General features: G+C 33.5%; 14 protein-coding genes. 2 read left to right on the forward strand and 12 right to left on the reverse strand.

Annotation, left to right across the window (positions count from 1 at the left end):
- Nucleotides 1–2 precede the first annotated feature (2 nt).
- The gene (locus tag EG242_RS04355) at nt 3–1,265 is read left to right on the forward strand and encodes a TolC family protein (RefSeq protein WP_124898687.1); all 1,263 of its coding nucleotides are present in this window, start codon (nt 3–5) and stop codon (nt 1,263–1,265) included.
- A gap of 49 nt (nt 1,266–1,314) precedes the next feature.
- Here EG242_RS04355 and EG242_RS04360 read toward each other — a convergent pair whose 3' ends face one another.
- From EG242_RS04360 to EG242_RS04370, 3 genes are all read right to left on the reverse strand, one after another.
- Nucleotides 1,315–2,079, reverse strand: a complete 765-nt coding sequence (locus EG242_RS04360; protein ID WP_124898688.1) for a zinc-dependent peptidase — start codon at nt 2,077–2,079, stop codon at nt 1,315–1,317.
- A gap of 464 nt (nt 2,080–2,543) precedes the next feature.
- Nucleotides 2,544–3,641 (reverse strand): hypothetical protein, encoded by a 1,098-nt coding sequence (locus tag EG242_RS04365; protein ID WP_124898689.1) that lies wholly within the window; start codon nt 3,639–3,641, stop codon nt 2,544–2,546.
- Between the two features lie 10 nt (nt 3,642–3,651).
- Nucleotides 3,652–4,428 carry an RNA polymerase sigma factor gene (locus EG242_RS04370; RefSeq protein ID WP_124898690.1) on the reverse strand — a complete coding sequence of 259 codons (777 nt, stop codon included), beginning with the start codon at nt 4,426–4,428 and terminating at the stop codon, nt 3,652–3,654.
- A gap of 1,892 nt (nt 4,429–6,320) precedes the next feature.
- Here EG242_RS04370 and EG242_RS04375 point away from each other — a divergent pair.
- The gene (locus EG242_RS04375) at nt 6,321–6,815 is read left to right on the forward strand and encodes a hypothetical protein (protein WP_124898691.1); all 495 of its coding nucleotides are present in this window, start codon (nt 6,321–6,323) and stop codon (nt 6,813–6,815) included.
- 143 nt (nt 6,816–6,958) lie between these two features.
- Here the strand turns inward: EG242_RS04375 and EG242_RS04380 are convergent, their stop codons facing one another.
- The 9 genes from EG242_RS04380 to EG242_RS04420 all read right to left on the reverse strand — a co-directional run bounded on the left by EG242_RS04380 (nt 6,959) and on the right by EG242_RS04420 (nt 19,519).
- The gene (locus EG242_RS04380; RefSeq protein WP_124898692.1) at nt 6,959–10,096 is read right to left on the reverse strand and encodes a type I restriction endonuclease subunit R; all 3,138 of its coding nucleotides are present in this window, start codon (nt 10,094–10,096) and stop codon (nt 6,959–6,961) included.
- A gap of 14 nt (nt 10,097–10,110) precedes the next feature.
- Entirely contained in the window at nt 10,111–11,145 is a 1,035-nt protein-coding gene (locus EG242_RS04385; protein WP_124898693.1) for a virulence RhuM family protein, read from the reverse strand.
- Nucleotides 11,146–11,190: 45 nt separating this feature from the next.
- Nucleotides 11,191–12,441: a type II toxin-antitoxin system HipA family toxin gene (locus EG242_RS04390; protein WP_124898694.1), complete on the reverse strand. Its 1,251-nt coding sequence runs from the start codon at nt 12,439–12,441 to the stop codon at nt 11,191–11,193.
- Nucleotide 12,442: 1 nt separating this feature from the next.
- Nucleotides 12,443–12,724 (reverse strand): helix-turn-helix domain-containing protein, encoded by a 282-nt coding sequence (locus EG242_RS04395; RefSeq protein ID WP_124898695.1) that lies wholly within the window; start codon nt 12,722–12,724, stop codon nt 12,443–12,445.
- 135 nt (nt 12,725–12,859) lie between these two features.
- Complete coding sequence (locus tag EG242_RS04400; RefSeq protein ID WP_124898696.1) at nt 12,860–14,659, reverse strand: ATP-dependent nuclease; 1,800 nt, start codon at nt 14,657–14,659, stop codon at nt 12,860–12,862.
- Nucleotides 14,660–14,755: 96 nt separating this feature from the next.
- Nucleotides 14,756–15,439: a toll/interleukin-1 receptor domain-containing protein gene (locus tag EG242_RS04405; protein WP_124898697.1), complete on the reverse strand. Its 684-nt coding sequence runs from the start codon at nt 15,437–15,439 to the stop codon at nt 14,756–14,758.
- Between the two features lie 101 nt (nt 15,440–15,540).
- Nucleotides 15,541–16,704, reverse strand: a complete 1,164-nt coding sequence (locus tag EG242_RS04410; RefSeq protein ID WP_124898698.1) for a PD-(D/E)XK nuclease family protein — start codon at nt 16,702–16,704, stop codon at nt 15,541–15,543.
- Nucleotides 16,705–16,743: 39 nt separating this feature from the next.
- Nucleotides 16,744–17,970 (reverse strand): restriction endonuclease subunit S, encoded by a 1,227-nt coding sequence (locus EG242_RS04415; RefSeq protein ID WP_124898699.1) that lies wholly within the window; start codon nt 17,968–17,970, stop codon nt 16,744–16,746.
- Nucleotides 17,960–19,519 carry a type I restriction-modification system subunit M gene (locus tag EG242_RS04420; RefSeq protein ID WP_124898700.1) on the reverse strand — a complete coding sequence of 520 codons (1,560 nt, stop codon included), beginning with the start codon at nt 19,517–19,519 and terminating at the stop codon, nt 17,960–17,962. The genes EG242_RS04415 and EG242_RS04420 overlap by 11 nt, the downstream gene beginning before the upstream one ends.
- Nucleotides 19,520–19,693: the final 174 nt, after the last annotated feature.

Here is a 19,693-nt window from a genome sequence, read left to right on the forward strand (position 1 = left end):
TTATGAAGAAATTATTTGTCAGTTTATTTTTATATGGATGTTCCTTTGGATACGGACAAGATTTATCGTTACAAGAAGCCTTGTTGCAAGCAAAATCATATAAAAAAGAACAAGGGTTGTTAGAAGTTCAAATTCAAGAAATTCAACAAAAAATCAATAAAAGAAAACAACTTCCCTTGCTAACAGGTGAAGGAAATTTACAACGTAATTTAATAATTCCTGTTACACCTGTGCCTTCTATAGCTTTTGATCCAAATGCACAACCAGGTGAGATTACTCCGCTAAAATTCGCTACAGATTGGTCTGCAAAAGCGGGATTGCAAGTATCTTGGGATGTTTTTAATCCACAGAAAAAATGGACGAACAAACAAACCGATATCCAATACGAAAAAGCTAAGTTAAATGCTGCCTTAAATGATGAAAATCTTGAGAAAGAAGTTATTGATTTATATGCGCAAGCTTATTTGGCACAACAGCAGCTTGATATTGCTTTATTAAAAGAAACCGATTATGCTGAGGTTTTAAATGTAATTACAAAACGTGTAGAAGCTGGAAGAGCATCTGAATTTGATAAGAACAATGCCTTAAAAACGTATTACGAAATCCAAATGAATCGTAAAGAGGCACAAATTGTTTTGCAAAATAAGTATGTAAGCTTAATGAATTACTTAAACGTTGCCGAATATGATAAGTTTACAACAACGATTGATGATATTTTAAAATCTGTATTAGATAAAAATTCTGATCTTGAACAACAACTTTTATTATGGGATGTTCGGCTGAATGAAGAAGAGATAACTTTTAATAAAAAATCGTACTTACCTACCCTAACTTTAAACGGATATTACGGTGCACAGTTTTATGACAATGATTTACGATTTTTTAAAACCGATAATTGGTTTGGAAACAGCTATGTTAGCTTAGGTATTAAGATTCCGATTTCGCAATGGTTGGAAAAATCGGGTGAACAAAAAAAATTAAGCTTACAAAACCAATTGGTAACTGCAAAACTAAACGAACAAGTGCAAAGCGATACGCAATTTACTACACAACGTATGAATGATGTAGCGTTATTAAATGAAAAAATAAAACAACAAGAAGAAATTATCAAACTAAATGAAGCAAATCTTAAAATTGTAAAAGCGCAATTTAATGAAGGAACTATTTTAATTAAAGAATACAATAAAGAAATCCAAAATACACAAGACGCTTATAAAAAACTATGGCAAAACCAGTATGATTTAGTTTCTAAAATAATTGAATAAAAAGCAAAATAATTAAACTTAGTGAACTCAAGTAAAAACCTCAGCACAATTACTTAATTTTAGGATGTTTAATCATATTGCCTACGTAAATAAACAAGTCAGGAAAATACTGCTTAAAAATAGTTTCCTTTTCAAAAAACAATTCTACCAAAACAGAAATCAACTCTAACCGATCGGTAAGCGCATAAGATCTTAAAAACCCAGCCTGACTAATTTTTTCTTTATTGTTAGGAACTTCAATCCATTCATTAATTAATCGGAAACCTTTTTTAAAACGATCTGCTTCGGGATGTTTTGCATAGGTCTGCAACATTTCAAAACAAAGTGCATGTGTAAACTCATGCAAAGCTACATCTTTACCATCATCAGTCAAATAAATACCACGTTCAAATTCATTCAACGCCAACATAATAGTTCTCATTTTGGGGTTAAAATGTCCGTTATGTGTTTGGTCTAAATGCGGAAAATACTGTGCCGTAGGATAAACTACCACCTTATCAAAAGTATTGATTAAGTACGTTTTATAACCCAAGGTAAGCTTTACATAACTTGCTGCAATGGCAACTTTTTGCGCGTTGGTCAAGGGCGCATTTTCTTTAATAACAAATTCGTATTGTTGCAAAAAGTTTAAAATACGTTTGCTAAAATTAAGTTTAAACTTATGAGGCACTTGGTTAAATAGTGGAAATACCTTTGTGATAACTCCTGCAAACTGATAAATTACCTGTTCTGGAGTAAGTTTTAGGTTAAAATTTCCTTTAGGCGTATTTAAACGATAGCGGTCATAAAACAATCTAGAGCCAGAAAAAAACATATTTTTAGTTTAAGATAGTAAAATTTTAGAAAACAACAACAACAACAACAACAACAGGAAAACCCTAACATTGCGTTGAAATTAAACGATACTTATCCATAGCGCATTATCTGTGTATATGTAACAAACTAAAAACCAATGTAGTTGTTTTTTTTTACCACAAAGGTTCTGTATTTACTGTTGAACAAATTTTAGGTTACATAGTTTTTTTATCTTGAAAAATAAATAGAGCTTGACTATGTGTTTTATCAATGATAAAAACTACTATACCTATTGTTGCTTATATCTTGCCAATAAATAGTTAAACAACTATGTTTTTTATTGTGTTTTAAAAACATATAAGTGTGTGTATCTGTGGCTATTTAATAAAAATGAGCCCACGCGTTGTATATACAATGTGCATTTAGTGAGTGTTGCTAGCAAACTCACCCTACGGGTGTACAAGCACCCTCGTTATTGTATTTTTAAGCTGTAATAAGTTCTATTCCCGCCTTATCTGCCTTGTATTTTATTTTTGTCATGAGGTTATGATAACTCCAATTCCTTAACACAAATTCTTCTGTTTTAGCCACCTCTATTTTCTCCTGCATATCCAGCAAGATCAAAGTACCTGCCCGATGCTGTACACAGAAATCTATCAGTCTTTTACTGTAAAGGTGTAAACGGTTGTTTACATAGTTGTCTTCTGCTTTTCTTAATTTCTCTGTAGCCTTTAATTTTCTTTTGATTCCTTTGTCCGAGCGGCAGTAATTAACACCTATACACACACGTTCCATTGATTTCTGGATAGCCAGCCTTCTGTAAAGAAACTCTTCCTGGGTACCAATGGTTAAACGGGCTTTTCCAATTTTTACAACCAACGGATATTCCAACGAAAGCGACGCTTCTGCAACAACTTCTATGTTCAGATTATTATCTTCCTTCTGTATTTCAAATACCGGCAGCCAGAAGATTTTACCGTCCTGTAACTTGATATGTGAGGTACAAAGTTTCACTTCGCCAGCAACCACCTGTTCCAACAACTTTCGTTTGTCTGTAAAATCTTTTCCCAAATACGTATAGAACGGAATGGAAAACAACCGGAAACAAAAGGCCCTTTTATCTGCATTGTACGAAAACCCGCCAATACCTTCCAGTCCAAAAGGGAATGCCATATTCCTCTTAAAACTCTTAACAGAAGATTCTCCTCTCCTATATCCTTCAATATCTTTTTTAAAGGAAGAAAGCAATGCGTTGTTCAAACAAGACAGTATGTTTGTGGGAATTTCACCTTTAAAACGATCGGATACCACACGATAAGTAGTGTTTATACGCGAACGCTGCAACATACCCGTTGCATCCTTTTTTTCATCGGCGAGTTTGTACTTGATTCCGTCAGACAGATAAAAGAACTCGCGTATCATTTCCTGTACATACAAATGCGACACAATAAGGTTGGCTGCCCTGTAGCACCTGTTCTGCCATCTGTACAAGGTATCCAGCGCTTCCTTGCGTTCTGCCTGTGTAGGGAGATCGACTACAATCTGTATTTTTCGGGTCAATTTCATGGTTGATGTTGCCATAATCATACTGTTATAATGCTTTCTGCTGATACTGCATCAATTTATATCCCGCCATAAATTCATCGTGTACTTCTTTTTGGGAAATATTAAGCTCGCTGGCGATGGCTGCAAAGGAAAACTTCTTTTCGAACCGGAGGTTTAACACTGCAGACTGCCTTTCGTTGATGCTTTTTTGTTCTTCTGGCTTTGTAGCCCCTATTTGTTTTTTTTCAAGGACATTGTACTTATCAACAATATTTTTAAGGTCTTCGATGGCCCGCTTTACCTGGTTCGATGTTTCCTTGATGCCTTTACCAGTTACCTGCGCAATTGCCTTGTACCTGAAACCGTATTTTAAGCAAAGCTGTATCAGGTGTCTTCTTTCTGAGCTTATCAAAGGCAGTGCCTTGTTTACCAGATCAAATAAACGCTGCTGCTCTTCTTGATCTTTTAAATTTTCAATAACATCTGCCGGATCGTAACCTGCCAGATAGTTTCCATAATTTTCGTAGCTCTCGAACGATCGTACGGTTGTTTTAAAAAATTTGTTGTGCGGTTTGGAATAGTGCGAATAACAGCTATATTTCATTACATATCGCAGAAAAAAAAAGATATGCATGGGATCTTCTACCTTTTCGCGGTATTCCCATAATTTTAAAAAAGCATCCTGTACCAGATTTTCTACAACAAAATCATCATCGAGTATCTGTCTGCCCAACCAAAAGATCCTTCTGCTGTATTGGGCATGAATGTTTTCTAAAGCAGCGGGATCACTGTTTTTTAATAATTCAAAATTCTTTTCAAGCATAATAGGGGTGGTTTTAATTATCCTTTTCTCTGATGGTATACTTTCTTCATTTGTAGCGCAAAAGTAAAAAGACAGCTGAATCTGGTTCTAATAAATTTAATCTTCAATCAAAATCTAATAGAAATATTTCGAATTTCATTCTCCATAATTCGTGATTGATACATTTCGGTTTCTCTGTACTTTACGTCCAGCCTTTATTTTATAGCTTGGAAGCCGTGAATCTTCGATTTGTGATCAAAAGAAGCAAAAATCTTTTTTCTTTATATGATTAATAATCTATTTTACTTTTTGAAATCATGAATCTTCGATTTCTTACCTCACTTCAAAACGGTTAAACTCTTCCTCGTTCACTAGCTGATCAAATTTATTCATTCTCTTATATTTAATCCGTTTGATGTAATTATTTCCATCACATAGAAACATAGATTTTTTGTTATGTTTTTAAAAGATTATGATAGACGTTTTACTTTTCGCATAGCAAACTATGTGAAGAATAGTATTATTTTCTATCACATCTTTACCAATTAGTGATAATTCTATGCGTCTATGTAGTTAATTTTATTTATTTTGAATTACACCCAACGGCTTTATATTTAATAATAATGTATTCATGAATCTTTGATTTCGCTACGCTCAAACAGACATTTTGTTCTTAACGTGTAAAAACATTCATAGCTTCACGGCTTTTTTATAATGTCGGTTTTTAGACCCCCCTAATTAGTCTATTCCCTTTTCAATCAAAATGCCAATGTTGAACAAATCCAGAATTAAAAGCATTTTTATAAATGGTTTTTTGTTTTATGTTTTTTATTTGTTATCTTTAGCTGTTTTTACTTCCTAAAACACCCATTTTTACTTTTTTGAATTTTTCGTTTTTTTCTGACTAAATTGAAATATTTAGAATAATTTTCTGTTTTTGTGTAAAATTTCAGAAAATGTGTTTCATGCACTATCTATGCCTTTACTATGCTTTATCTACTTAGTATCCTCCTACCTGCGTATTTAGAAAATCTTTCGGTGACCCGTTTCATCAAAATGCTTGATAATTGATCTCTTCTTATCTTCTATTTTTACTCAAAAATCCAGATGTTGAATTGTTTTGGATTTAAGAGCGAAATTATTTTTTCAATTTGCGACCAAAAGAAAAAAGATTGCTGAATCTGGTTTTAATAAATTTAATCTTCATCAAAAACCCCACTTCCTCTACTCTGTTCCCTTTCAAAAAAACAAACCCTTTTTGAAGTCCCAGCACCCGCATTAGTCCTTTAACATTTAATTTGGAAAATATAAATAAAGGCGTTACTTTTAGAGTGCGAGTAAAAAAGTTAAAAAGCCCCATTTGTATGGTACCAAAGCAAGATTTTGCGGTGCTGCGACAATGGCTTTTGTGTACAAAATACGGTGAGGTACTACCATACGGTAAGCCTATTGCTGTATATAAGGTGCCAGTGCAACAAAAAGGTTTGCTGTACCTAGTTAAGGCGGATGGGTTATGGCGGTATGTACAAATTTCGTTCTCATAGATAAGATTTTATGTGGTTATGGAACGATGTTTTTCTGGAGTATGAAGATTTCTTGCAGAAAAAGGCAAGGCGGTTTCACACTTTAGTATCGAGGGCGACCAAACCCACTTTTAAACAAAAAGTTAAAAGCTACCACTAAAGCATATGTGAAAACCGCCCATGCCGTATGCGAAAGTACAAAACTTTTTTAGACATGAAGCGATTTCACGATACTCTCGAGGTAAAATTGGTCGTTTCGATTCGAGATTACATCGTTATAATTTGTCTTAAACAGACTTATTATCAATTCGCTAAAACAAATATAAGCTTTATTTATTTATATGCAAAAAATATTTTAATTAAAAACCAAAAAACATTATAAAAAACATAATGAACGATAGAAATACCAAATTTAGAGAAAGTATAGGTCATAAATTAAAAGAATATCGTCTCAAGAATTTCTTATCAATTGATGATATTGTTTATATGTCCGAAATCTCTAAAAGTTCAGTTCTAAAAGCTGAAAAAGGGACTGCTAAAGACATAGATTTATACGTAGAATATGCAAAAGCAGTACAATATCCTTTAGCCACTTTGACAGATTTCAATATTCCGCTTATACCTATCAATACCCTACCTAAAGAAAGATTAGAAGCTGTTAATCTAACTGCTAAAATCAGAGAGCATATCGTAAACAGTAGATTTTTAAAAGCGGGTAAAGTTGTAGCAGAAATTAAAGAAGAACTACTAAGATTAAAGCTTATTCCAAAAGAAACTACTTCGCAAGCAGTTGCTGGTGTTATGCGTAATCTTAAAGAAGATGGTTTGGTAGCAACTGCTGATAAAAAAGGAAGGAAAGAGGTTTATTTAAAGTACAATGAATAATGAATACAGGTAGTCAGTATAATCTGTTTCTAATGTCAACCAGTTTTATTTATCTCACCAATTCTTAGCTATAAAGAAAATATCCAAATTAGTTTGAAGACGTACACTTCTACAGTTAGTTTATTAAATCGACTCATTTCTTTTTACCGATTCTTTTTGAAATTTTCCGCTTGTTCCAACACGTTTTTGTACACATCTTCCTGTGTTATGGGCGGATACCCAAATTCATGAAGTTTCACGATAATATCCATTTTTAATTGTGCTTTGATATCATCACGGTCGTTCCAGTCAGGATATTTAGCGGTATTGTCAACAATCTTTTTTATTTCACGTGCCAATTCCAACATCTTATCGTTATCGAATTCAAAACCGTATTGCTTACAAATCATATCCAAAATATCGTAAAAAGCTTTTTCTTCGTAATCAATACCCAAATCCTGAAAAGAATCCATTTCGGCACGAAGCTTAATGATCAACTCGATCATTTGCTCTGCTGTATCAAACTGAATGCCTTCATAATCTAAAATATCACCCTCACTACGTTCGTTGTAACGGTTGATGATGGATTGTAAACGCTCTGAAAAATCTTGTCCTTTTACTTTATTTACCTTTTTAAAATCGTTGATGGTTTGCTTTAACAAACGTTCTAAAATCTTAATCTTGGTATTAGGCAACTCCAAATTGGAGATTTTCTCTATAAACTTATCATTGAATAAATCAATCGTATTCGCTTTATTATCATCGAGTTTAAAGATTTCTTCCACACCTTCTGATATGATGGCTTCTTCGACCAATTTAGCGACTTTGGCATTCATTTGAGCCGTATCTGGTGCTTCACCTTTGGTCAACTTCACAACAATTGATTTCACGGCAAAATAGAAATGAATTTCATCTACTTCTCTCGAACTAAACAATTCTGAACCGCTGACTAGATTGTATGAAGATTTTAGCTTCTTCGTTACATTCACAAAAAACTTCTCAGATTCTTGTGTTAGTAATACCAATTCAGAAGCTCTGTTTAAACAGTTTAAACGCTGAACAGGTACTCCTTCAAAATAATCTTTTGAATCAAAGCGATGAAAAAATTGGCGTAATAAATCTAACTGATCTCTCACAATAATTTCTGCTTGTGCAATATCTTCAAAATCATCGTCTGCAGTTTGATTGTTAAACATCCCCAGTGCATGATTCAGATTCTTTTTGAGGCCGATATAATCAACCACCAAACCTCTGTCTTTTCCTTCGTATTTTCGATTGACACGAGAAATGGTCTGTATCAAATTATGTGTTTGCAATGGTTTGTCAATGTAAATGGTATCCAAGAAAGGAACATCAAAACCGGTTAACCACATATCAACTACAATTGCAATTTTAAAATTGGAATTGATTTGTTTAAACTGACGGTCTAGCTCTTTTCGTTCGTCTTTATTACCCAATAAATCCCACAACTCCTTTTCATCATCTTTATTGCGAGTCATAATCATTTTGACACGCTCAATCGGCTTGATTTCTTTTTGTTCTTTATCGGTTAAGCCTTCAGCTAATTTTATATCGCCCCATTCTGGTCGTAATGCTAAAAGTTCTTTATATAATTTATAGGCAATGCCACGAGAGGCACACACAAACATCACTTTACCTGCAACAGTTGCGTTTTCTTCTAATCTGCTTTCATAATGCTCAACAAAATCTTTGGCAATGGCTTTAATGCGGTCTGAATCACCTAAAACCACTTCCATTTTAGCAATCGCTTTTTGGCTGGCTTCTACATGATATTCAGACGCGCCTTCGGCAACTGCATTTTCATAATAGTTCTCAATTTCCTGAACCTTGTTATAATCCAAATTCACTTTTGCAGCCCTACCTTCATAGACCAATCGAACGGTAATCTCATCATTAACTGATTCAAACATGGTGTATTGATCCACCACATCACCAAATACTTCTAACGTTTTATCAATTGGTGTTCCAGTAAACCCTACATAAGTTGCATTTGGTAATGAATCGTGTAAATATTTAGCAAAACCATACGATTTGGTAACTCCTTTTTCATCGTCAATTTTTACTTTTAAATCTAAATTGACTTGTGAACGGTGGGCTTCATCTGAAATACAAATAATATTGGTTCTGTCGGATAAAATTTCTGAATCTTCGGCAAATTTCTGAACGGTTGTTAAAAATACACCTCCGCTTTCTCTACCTCTTAATCGACTTCTTAAATCGGCTCGTGATTCAATATTGATAATGTTTTCATCACCAATAAAATCTTTTGCATTGGTAAAGTCTTTCGACAATTGATCGTCCAAATCGGTTCTATCAGAAATGATAATAATGGTTGGACTTGCGAAATCGGTAGAACGCATTAATAACCTAGAAAGATATAACATGGTATAACTTTTTCCACAGCCTGTTGCTCCAAAATAAGTTCCTCCCTTACCATCACCTTCGGGTTTGCGATGCGCTTTTATGTTTTGATACAACTTTTTAGATGCGTAATACTGCGGATAACGTGTGAGTATTTTTAGTTCGTTTTTTGAATTATCCGGAAACAGCACAAAGTGATGAATAATATCAACTAAACGGTTTTGGTTCAGCATTCCATGAACAATAGAAGTTGTAGTATCAATACCTGTTAAGGCTTTCTTTTCGTCACCTGTAATTTTGTTCCAACCATAATAAAATTCGTAAGACGAAAATACCGTTCCTGCTTTATTGTTCACTCCATCACTAATTACACAAAAGACATTGTATTTCATCAGTTCCGGAATAGCTCTACGGTAACGAATCGTTAATTGTTTAAACGCATCGTGAATGGTAATTTCTTCTTCAATAGCTGTTTTAAATTCAAAAACTACTACCGGAATGCCATTGATGTACAAAATCAAATCAGGAATACGTAATTCCGTTCCTTGAATTTCTAATTGATTGACAATTTTAAAACTATTCTTGCTTATATCTTTTATATCGATAAATCGAATATGTAAGTCTTTCTTTGCCGGATTATTGCGTTTGAAAATAAACCCATCCGCCAACAGCTTACAGATGTATTTATTGGATTCATACAAATTAGAAGCGGATTGAAACGCTAATTCATTGACCAAGCTTTCCAGTTCAATTTCTTCCAAATCGGGATAACGCTTCAACAAAAAAGTACGTAAATCCTCTCTCAATAATACGTCTTGATTAGAAGAACGATCGAGTTCTTTTCCGTTAATGTATCGATAACCTTCTGTTTCCAAAAGGCTGATAAATGCTTGTTCTAATTGTGATTCAGTGTATTTCATAATCAATAATTGCTTTACTCCTCGTCTTTTTCAGGTGGAGTTAATTTAACGATTCGATCAAAATCGCTTTCAAACAATTGGTCTTGTATAATTCTGTATTTTTCAAATTCCGTTTCTGCATGAGCTTTGGCAATTTCGGCAGTTACTTTGCCTGCATTTTGCAACACTTCTCGGTCTGTAGCTTCTATAAATCGGTTCAAACGGCTTTCCCAGTCTTCCATCGTCATCGGAATTTGTCTGATCGCCATATCCTCGGCAATATCTAAATAAGCTGAAACCAACCGTTGTAATTGTTGCATTTCGCTTTCGGACAAATAATTTTTAGCTACACTGACATCAAATTTTTGAATTTTACCATCTGGAGCATCTTTCCAAGTGGTTAATCCCATATTTCCCTTTTGATGATCGGCTCTATTTACAATAACTTCTGCGGCTGTTTGACCGTGTATTGCCCAATGTAATTTGTTTTGAACCGTAGCAAAAAAGCGTTTCGTAACCTGAGCTGTTACATCATAATCAATAGCGGTTGAATAAAGGTCTGTTATTTTTTGATAGAATTTGCGTTCACTCAATCTGATTTCCCGTATGCGCTGAAGCTGTTCTTCAAAGTATTTTTTTCCGAGAATCGTTCCATCGTTTTTAAGACGCTCATCGTCCATTGCAAAACCTTTGATGGTAAACTCTTGTACAATTTGAGTAGCCCATTTACGAAATTGCGCCGCACGTTCGGAATTTACCTTGTAACCAACCGCAATAATTGCAGAAAGATTGTAGTGTTGTGTATTGTAGTTTTTGCCATCTTGGGCAGTTATTCGAAAATTTCGAATAACTGAATTTTCATCTAACTCATTATCATTAAAAACTTTCTTTAGATGGTAATTGATGGTATGCGTTTCTACATTGTATAGCGCACCCATCATTTTTTGCGACAACCAAATATTTTCATCTGCATAAATAGCATCAACACCACCTTCGCCCGAAGCTGCAATAAAAGTTAAGTATTCTGCCGATGAAGAGCGTACTAAAGATTTTTTATTGTTTTCTTTCATTGTGTTGACTGTTTATCGTAGAGTTGTGTTTTATAAATATAAGAATTAGGATTTAAAAGCATTTGCCATTAATTCTTGTTCAGCTCGTGAAATTCCAATTTGTTTGGCAACCACTTGCCAATTTTTAACTACAGCAGTTACTTCATCGATGATCTGATCCATTTCTTTAGCCGCTAATCGGAAATATTCACCAACACTTTTGGCGAGTTCGAAATCCAAATCGTTCGTATCCATATCGATATTCAAAGCTAAACCATCTTTATCTATGGATGGATTCAAATCATAAGCAGGAGATAAAATCCAACCGTCATTCGTTAAAATAAATCCGTGATTTCGTAAATGGTCATCTGTATTTGAAATGGCAATATTAAAGATAATTCTACGCCACAATTGTGCTAAATTCTCATTGATATTACATCCATTGGTCTGAATAAACTCCACTAAATCTAAATAACTGGCAGGCTGACTTTTTATAGTCTCTTCATTATTCGCAGTCATGGTCATCGCAGAAGCAAAATGAATTCGATCTGTTCTTTCACGATCAAAACGTTTGGTGAAAAAAGTATGATACGGTCCATTAATTTTCTCGATTTTACATTCAGCCATTGTTATGCCTGCTTTTAAAGCGAGTTGATATGCTAAATATTCCCAAGCTGCTTTATCTATCGTATCATTTTTAGATGGAAATTTAGCAATCCATGGATGTTTGTTATCATCCAAAATATTGGCTTTCGGACGTGCTCCCCCCAAAGAAGAACCAGGTGCTATCAACAATTGTAACCATCTGGCCATGGCTTCGTTGTCGGTATCATTTTCGTAATGAACCACCGCTTGCTGTAATTCTCGCACGGTAGACCAAGGTGGTGTCGATTTTTCTGTATCGTTATCTAAAAAATCACCTTTCGGATCTAGTTTAAAACGTAAAGCACCCATACGCGTTTCGTCATAAACCCCTAATAGGAAATCGATATCATATAATGTTTTCGCTTTTTCACCTTTTAATTTGGCGAGTTGTGCCTCACGTCTTTTCAGTAAGGTACGTCCCCAAGTATCGGGCATACTGTCTAAAAAAAGACCAAAGTTTTCTTTTTCGTTGGCAAATTGTGGACCTGCAAATAAATGTAAATCGGGATCTAACTGATATTGATGTCCAGATTGTAGCCATAGTTTATCATACGAAAAGCTGAAAGCCTTACGCCCTTTAGCTTGATGAGCAGATAAAACGCCCATTAACAATGGAGCTTCTAAGCCTTGCCAATCTGCATAAACATATATATCGGTTTTTTGTACTGCCATCTTATAACAAATCTAAATCTTGTAATTTTCGTCCGAACGTGTCGTCTGCTGCTAACTTTAAAAAATCATCTTGTAAGCCTAATACACGAAGTACATTAAAATAGGCACCCATCGCTACACTTGGATCTCCTTTCTCGATTAAACTTAAAGTAGAGCGGGCAATATCTGCTCTTTCAGCAACTTGAACAGCCGTTAATTTTCGACGTTTACGAGCGAGTTTAATTTGCTCACCCATTTGTGCCAAAGTATCTTTATATCGAGGTAAAACAATTTGCTTTTTCATAAACGTCCGTTATTTCATACAAATATAAACAAAATGACTGAAATAACAGACGTTTTAATTTATATCTTATTTATTTTCTGTTTTTAAAAGGCTTATATATGCTTGTTCTAATTGAGGTTTGGTGTGTTTCATGTTTTAAAAAGGCAAGTCATCATTTAATTCAACTTGTATGTTTTGTAATGGATTAACATGTGTTAAATTATTTATCCCTACAAACAGAGCCAAATTTTCAGGAAACAAATCATCCGTAATTATAAAACCTGGATTATTAATATGATTCCATATTTTCAAAGAACTCTTATCGTCGCTTGTATACCCTATTACTTCTTCTAATTTTTTAACATTGAAGTGAATTCTATCAATTATTGTACTTTCAATTAAATTTCTATTGGTTGTTAACATCCCTTTTTTAGTTCTATCACCACCTGTATAAATAGGATCGGCTTGCAATGCGTTTAAATCTGCAAACCCTCTAATTTGGGCGATAGAAATATCTGCTAAATCAAAATCCCAATCATTAACTAAAAAATAATCAATCTGAAAATGTTTACACAATTCAACAATGTATAAGGCTGTTGCCTTTCCATGATGACAAACAAATGATATATTTTCAAAATTTAAATAAGTATCCGCAAATTTAGATTTATCAATTATATCATCTCTTGTAGCAATAGCTTCTAGTACTTTTCTCCTTATTACTTCCTTATACACTAAAACATCATTAGGCCCTTCTACAAGAATTACTTTTTTACTGAAAAGCATTCTATTAAGATTAGGTTCAACGGTTTTGATATATTCATTAAATCGTGCTACATTAATTGGTTCATCAAAATCAGCAGGGTTTAATCCTAAAAATGGATTAACAAAATATCCTACATTATTATAAGCATTTATTGTTTGATTATTCTCATCTGTATCTAGACGAATAATTCCTTTAGTATCAAAAGCATCAATCATTCTGTCTGAGTGAGTAGTATATATTACTTGATGGCCTTTTTCAGCAAGGGTACATAAAACCATCTTATAAAAATACTCTTGATGATTTTCGTGTAAGAAACTCTCAGGCTCTTCAAATAAAAACAAACATCTATCATCGATATTAGTTTCTGCAATTGCTTGTATAACTGCCATAACAAACATAGAAATAAAGCCATCTCCAAAATGATCAATAGGAATTAGATTCTCAGAATTACCATTTAAACCAACCTTAAACATCATTTTTAAAAATATATCCTCATAATTAGGTAAACCAAAATCAACAAAACAACTATTGTTTCGTAGGTTTTGGTGATAATTTCTTTGTATAGTTTCTATAAATTGTTTTAATTGAGAATTATCTAAAACTTTATCAGTTGCATCCTTAACTTCAGTTTCAAAATCATCTTTTTTAGCTTTCATAGTATTGTCGGCATCTACTAACTTTTGTATATGCTTAGCTAAAAAAGATTTTAGATTTCCCCAACTTGTTTTTTGAGTAGAAATCTCTTCTTTTATATTATGAAAATTGATATAGTAAATAGGGGCCTTTTGTTTAATTACCCATTTCTTACTATATTGATTTGATCCAGGATAACAATTACATACATCTTCAACTGATGTAATTGTGTTATTTGAAACATTTATTATTGTATCATTTTCATAACTATTTCCTAGGCGTAAATGACTATCTGAAATATCTATAGAAAATCTCAATTTAAATCTTGGAGCATTAGCCCAATTTAAATTATGAAAATCATTTATTGTAAAAGTCTCTTCTCTTACTGACTCATAAAGTCCATATTTTAAAGCATTCAATAAATTACTTTTCCCTGAATTATTATATCCGATTATTGCAATTGGTTTAAGATAATCATCATTTGGAAAAAGAAAGGTTTGAGCTACACCAAATGATCTATAATTCTTAAGTTTTATTTCATGGATTCTTATTGATGACATAATTCACAGTGTTTCCTTGGTTATTAGTGTTTATAGTTATTACCCCATCAACATTTTCAAATATTATATCAACGTTTGAGGTTTAAATAATTTTGTCTAATCTTCTACTTTAACTAATTCTGCTAGTTTGGAAGCGATAGAATCCATCGTATCCTCTTTAGTACTAAGGCCACTTCTTGATCCCAATAATGGACTTACTTCTCGTAAATCATCATATGTTGTATTGTGAACAATTGGAACTAACAAATCGCGAGCTAACAATACAGAAAGTTCCTTATCAGCAATTCCTTCACCTTTTATTCTTTTAAGAAAATTTGGAGTTACTAGAACAATTCCAACTCTTGATTTGATTAAACCTTTATCAATTTCTCGTAGTAATGAAGAACCTAACAATACATCTTTTTCACTAAACCAGACTGTAACTCCTTTTGACTCTAATAAATCATGCATTTCTTGGGCAGCTTCTTTCCTATCATCCCATGCATGGCAAAGAAAAACATCTCTTAAATCAGGAAGGTCTGCTCGTTTCTCTATATTTTCTCGAACTGGGGTAAGAGTTCTAATTTCTGCAGGTGTATATAAGATTGTCGAACCTCCAGCAGACCAACGTGCTCTGGATTTACCACTACTTACACTTGCTGCTCTACTTGCAGAAGAACTATAAGGAGATGAGTACGATGAATAAGAATTATAACTTCTATAACTACCCCCACATGCAGGGCAGTTTGCTCTTGCACTTGCTGAACGATGACCATTTACTGGTGCTGTACATCTTGCCATATTTGTAATTTTATAATTGGTTAATAGTTTAGTTTTAGTTTTACCCCTCCAACGTTGCCAAGCGACTTAACAATAACGATTGAAGCTGAGTGAGTTTTTGGTTATTTATTTATAAAGTTTTTCAAAGCATCTACGATTTCATCAGCTAATCTTTCAGATTCATTTGGTTTGATTAATTGAAAAACTTCTGGTTTTGTAAAGTCGAAAAAAGCGTATTTTTTATCAAATAGTAGTTGAAAATCATCTTCTGTTTTATTCTCTATATGACGACCTATACTAAATCCGTTTTTGTCGTTACAGATATAGTATAATACATCCTGAAATTGAAATGTTAGTAAGGTTGGTGTTTCAGAATTACGATGGGTTACAGCAGTAATTTTTTCTTTATCCACTTCCGTTAAGTCAACTTTAAATTCTTCGTTAATCCGTCTTACCAACTCTGTGAAAAACTCATGAACTGTATGCCATTTCACGTGGATGAATTGACTTTTAATCATAGCATATTCATCATCTTGGTCAATTTTAATTTTAGGACAAGTAGGCCAAAACTGCTTTGCTTCTTCTAAGTATAGGGCTGAAATCTCCTTTAATTTCAAGGCCAATTTCATATCGTTTAGAAATTCTGTAGTTGCTTGTTTATAATGTTGTAAACCCACTTTAAACGCATCATCTACTGGGTAAACATCTATACATTTCCCTATCCAATTTAATACAGACTGGATATAATCTTTACATTTCAGTAGCGATTGTACTTCAGGAGGAAAATCGTTATAAAACGAAGGTTTGTTATGTTTTACAGTAAGGTAAAAAATGTGGGTTACGGTGAATCCCTTACATTGCGTTTTATAATAATAGCGGGGAATCTGGTATTTGTGTGTACAATTACCACATTCATTCTCTAACACCTCTTCTTTGTTACTATCCCCAGCAAATATCTTGTTTTCAATGATTATGGCCTGCTTATTCGAATTGGTAATAAGAATGTCAATATTATCTTCCTCTTTCTTTATTACTTCATGAGGTAATACAACAACATCTTTTATATCAAAATTGGTAATACCAAACTCTTCAAAGAAAAGTTCTAAGAATAGCGTTCCTTGCTTATGTGAGCCTTCTGGATTTAATAAGTAGGCAATCATTCGCGAGTGTAGCGATCTTTCCTCCGTCATTTTATACATGACTTTAAACCAATTAAATTGGTTGTATGATGAAATATCAATTTCTTCAATTGCCTTTATAAATGGAGAATAATTAGCTGATAACATAATTCATAGTGTTTCTTTTGGTTATTCGTGTTTATATTTTCACCCCTCCAACGTTGCCAAGCGACTTAACAACAACGATTGAAGTTGAGTGAGTTTTTGGTTTTCACTGATGTGAATATTTATTATATCTCTTAATTTTGAAATTGTGTTTTCAAATGATCTTGTGATATATTCATTTGGAATTAATAATTCAAATTGTTCAATTTGTTTACTACTTATATGAGGAATAGAAGTTCCTGTATGAACTTGTGAGCAATAATATTCAAAGTTCAAATTAATCAATGTTTGGTAAATAAAATTTTGAATATATGAATCACTTCTTAAACAAGCTACTCGCTGTGCTAAAATCATAGGCAATTCATGTTCACCTATTAATGACCAATTTTTACCAACTTTAGAACCATCCATTCCAATTACGATATCATTAGTTTTTAAAAAACATTTTTCAATTCTTGGATTCATTTCTCCATCATAATATTTCAACGTATCCCATCTTAATGCTCTTTCAGTAACATTTTCACCTCGTAAAACTTTAATACCTTTTTCAAAGGAATAAAAATCACTATCGAATGCAAAGCCATTTAATACTTTACAAATATCTTTTAACGTTCCAACCTCCCAACCCTCAGGAATCTCCTTTTCTAATTCTTTATTGAAAACCATCGCACCACCTGAAGATTTGTAAGGTTGTCCTTCTTCGTTCGGAAATTCAAAATCCACAAACCATTGCTTGTATAACGTTTGTGCAGTGGCTTCTAACTTCTCGCAGATTTGTTCGTTGACTTTAATTTTGTTTGCTACCGCTTGGTATTGGGCTACAATTTCGCGTTGTTTTTCGATGGATGGAACAGGTAATTCTATTTCACATAACTCTTCCCATTGAAAACCACCACGAATAGAACTATCGCATCTAAAATCTGCATAGCGATCAAACTCAGTTCTTCTAAACCATAACATTAAATATTCTGGTAGTAAAAGATTTTCGTCTATCACTTCAAATACAATATAAGCAGGAGAAATAATGACATCTTCTCCTAAATTATTTAAGACAACTGGTAATTTATGAACTCGAATAACAGACATAAAATCGCAACAAAATTGTCCTTGCTTTACGATCTTATATTTTGAAAGATCAGTTCCAACAATATTAGAAGTTGATTTTCTAAATTCTTTAGTCATACTTAATCCTTGAAGATTAAGCACTTTCATGTCTTTATTTTTATTATCAACTTTTCTAATATAATCTCCAAGTATTTTATAACTCATAGCCCAACGATTTAAATACGTTTGCCACTTCTTGTTTCAAAGCTTCTTCTTGCTGAAACAAGTCTTTCAATTCGGTTTGCAAGGTTTGCATTTGGGTATCGTAATCGATGTTTTCATCACGGTTTACAAATTCAATGTATTTACTTGGTACTAGCGAATAATCTTTTTTACGGATTTCTTCTAAACTAGCACTGTAAGAATATTCAGGGATGTTTAGATAAGTTTCTTTCCAACTGCTTTGTTGCCAATTGTGATAGTGTGTAGCTATCGTAGTAATTTCTTCTTCGCCAAACTGGATAAACTTCTTTTCAAACGGTTCGCCTTTTTGGCGTAAATCCATAAACAAAACTTCGCCTTTTCGGTTACGGTACTTTTTAACACCATCGTTTACTTCAAAAGTTCTTTCGTTTTTATTACGGTTCAAAATCCAAAGCGTCACCGAAATATCTGTAGAGTAAAACATCGCTCTTGGTAAAATCACAATCGCTTCTACCAAATCATTTTCAATAATTTGTTTACGAATTTTGTATTCTTCACCACCACCACTCAAAGCACCGTTCGCCAAAATAAATCCGGCAACACCATTTTGCGAAAGCTTTGAAATCATTGTCAAAATCCACGCATAGTTGGCATTGGATTTTGGAGGGACTTCGTAACCTGCCCAACGTGGATCGTCCGTTAATTCGTTTTCAGCTCTCCAATCTTTTAAATTGAACGGAGGATTCGCCATGATGTAATCGGCTTTCAGATCTTTATGCTGATCGTCACCAAATGTATCTGCTGCTTTGTTTCCTAAATTGGCAGAAATACCACGAATAGCCAAGTTCATCTTCGCCAGTTTAAACGTGGTATTTGTTAACTCTTGTCCGTAAATGGAAATGTCTTTTTTGTTTCCTTGGTGTTTTTCAATAAACTTTAACGATTGTACAAACATACCACCCGAACCACAAGAAGGGTCATAGATTTTACCTTTGTACGGTTCTATCATTTCGGCAATCAGGTTTACAATAGATTTTGGCGTATAGAATTCTCCTTTTCCTTTTCCTTCGGCAATGGCAAACTTGCTCAAGAAATATTCGTACACACGTCCCACAATATCTTGGGCTTCATCACGAAGCGTATCGATGTTGTTGATGGTATCCAATAAAGCCGAAAACTTAGATTGATCCAATCCCAATCGAGAAAAATAGTTATCGGGTAACGCACCTTCCAGAGATTTGTTGGTACGTTCTATCGTTTTAAGAGCGGTATCTACTTTTAGGGTAATGTCTTCTTGTTTTGCATTTTCGATAATGAAATCCCAACGCGATTCTTCTGGCAAATAGAATACATTTTCAGCCTGATAAAATTCGGGTATTTCTAAGAAGGCTTCTTTGCCTTCTGCTATTAATTCTTCTCTACGTTTGATGAATTTATCACTTGCAAATTTCAAGAAGATTAAACTCAGTACCACGTGTTTATATTCTGAAGGTTCTATCGAACCACGTAATTTGTTTGCTGCATCCCAAAGGATTTCTTCTGTACTTTTTGTTTGTACTTTTTTAGCCATGAATTTATTGATGTTTGGCGTAAATATACTAAATGTTAAAAAACAAAAGAAATGAAAACAAATGAAAGTGCTATGAGGAAACCCGTAAATTGGGTATTTTATTTGTAAAATTACCCATAGTGCATTATTAAACGAGATTAATTTTTAGGTTGTTAATATTTCTGTCGAATACAA

This window comes from Paenimyroides viscosum, assembly GCF_003858535.1.
Lineage (GTDB): Bacteria > Bacteroidota > Bacteroidia > Flavobacteriales > Flavobacteriaceae > Flavobacterium > Flavobacterium viscosum.

Coding starts and splice junctions, on each gene's coding strand:
- EG242_RS04355 (WP_124898687.1), top strand. CDS start 3: ATGAAGAAATTATTTGTCAGTTTATTTTTATATGGATGTTCCTTTGGA.
- EG242_RS04360 (WP_124898688.1), bottom strand. CDS start 2,079: ATGTTTTTTTCTGGCTCTAGATTGTTTTATGACCGCTATCGTTTAAAT.
- EG242_RS04365 (WP_124898689.1), bottom strand. CDS start 3,641: ATGGCAACATCAACCATGAAATTGACCCGAAAAATACAGATTGTAGTC.
- EG242_RS04370 (WP_124898690.1), bottom strand. CDS start 4,428: ATGCTTGAAAAGAATTTTGAATTATTAAAAAACAGTGATCCCGCTGCT.
- EG242_RS04375 (WP_124898691.1), top strand. CDS start 6,321: ATGAACGATAGAAATACCAAATTTAGAGAAAGTATAGGTCATAAATTA.
- EG242_RS04380 (WP_124898692.1), bottom strand. CDS start 10,096: ATGAAATACACTGAATCACAATTAGAACAAGCATTTATCAGCCTTTTG.
- EG242_RS04385 (WP_124898693.1), bottom strand. CDS start 11,145: ATGAAAGAAAACAATAAAAAATCTTTAGTACGCTCTTCATCGGCAGAA.
- EG242_RS04390 (WP_124898694.1), bottom strand. CDS start 12,441: ATGGCAGTACAAAAAACCGATATATATGTTTATGCAGATTGGCAAGGC.
- EG242_RS04395 (WP_124898695.1), bottom strand. CDS start 12,724: ATGAAAAAGCAAATTGTTTTACCTCGATATAAAGATACTTTGGCACAA.
- EG242_RS04400 (WP_124898696.1), bottom strand. CDS start 14,659: ATGTCATCAATAAGAATCCATGAAATAAAACTTAAGAATTATAGATCA.
- EG242_RS04405 (WP_124898697.1), bottom strand. CDS start 15,439: ATGGCAAGATGTACAGCACCAGTAAATGGTCATCGTTCAGCAAGTGCA.
- EG242_RS04410 (WP_124898698.1), bottom strand. CDS start 16,704: ATGTTATCAGCTAATTATTCTCCATTTATAAAGGCAATTGAAGAAATT.
- EG242_RS04415 (WP_124898699.1), bottom strand. CDS start 17,970: ATGAGTTATAAAATACTTGGAGATTATATTAGAAAAGTTGATAATAAA.
- EG242_RS04420 (WP_124898700.1), bottom strand. CDS start 19,519: ATGGCTAAAAAAGTACAAACAAAAAGTACAGAAGAAATCCTTTGGGAT.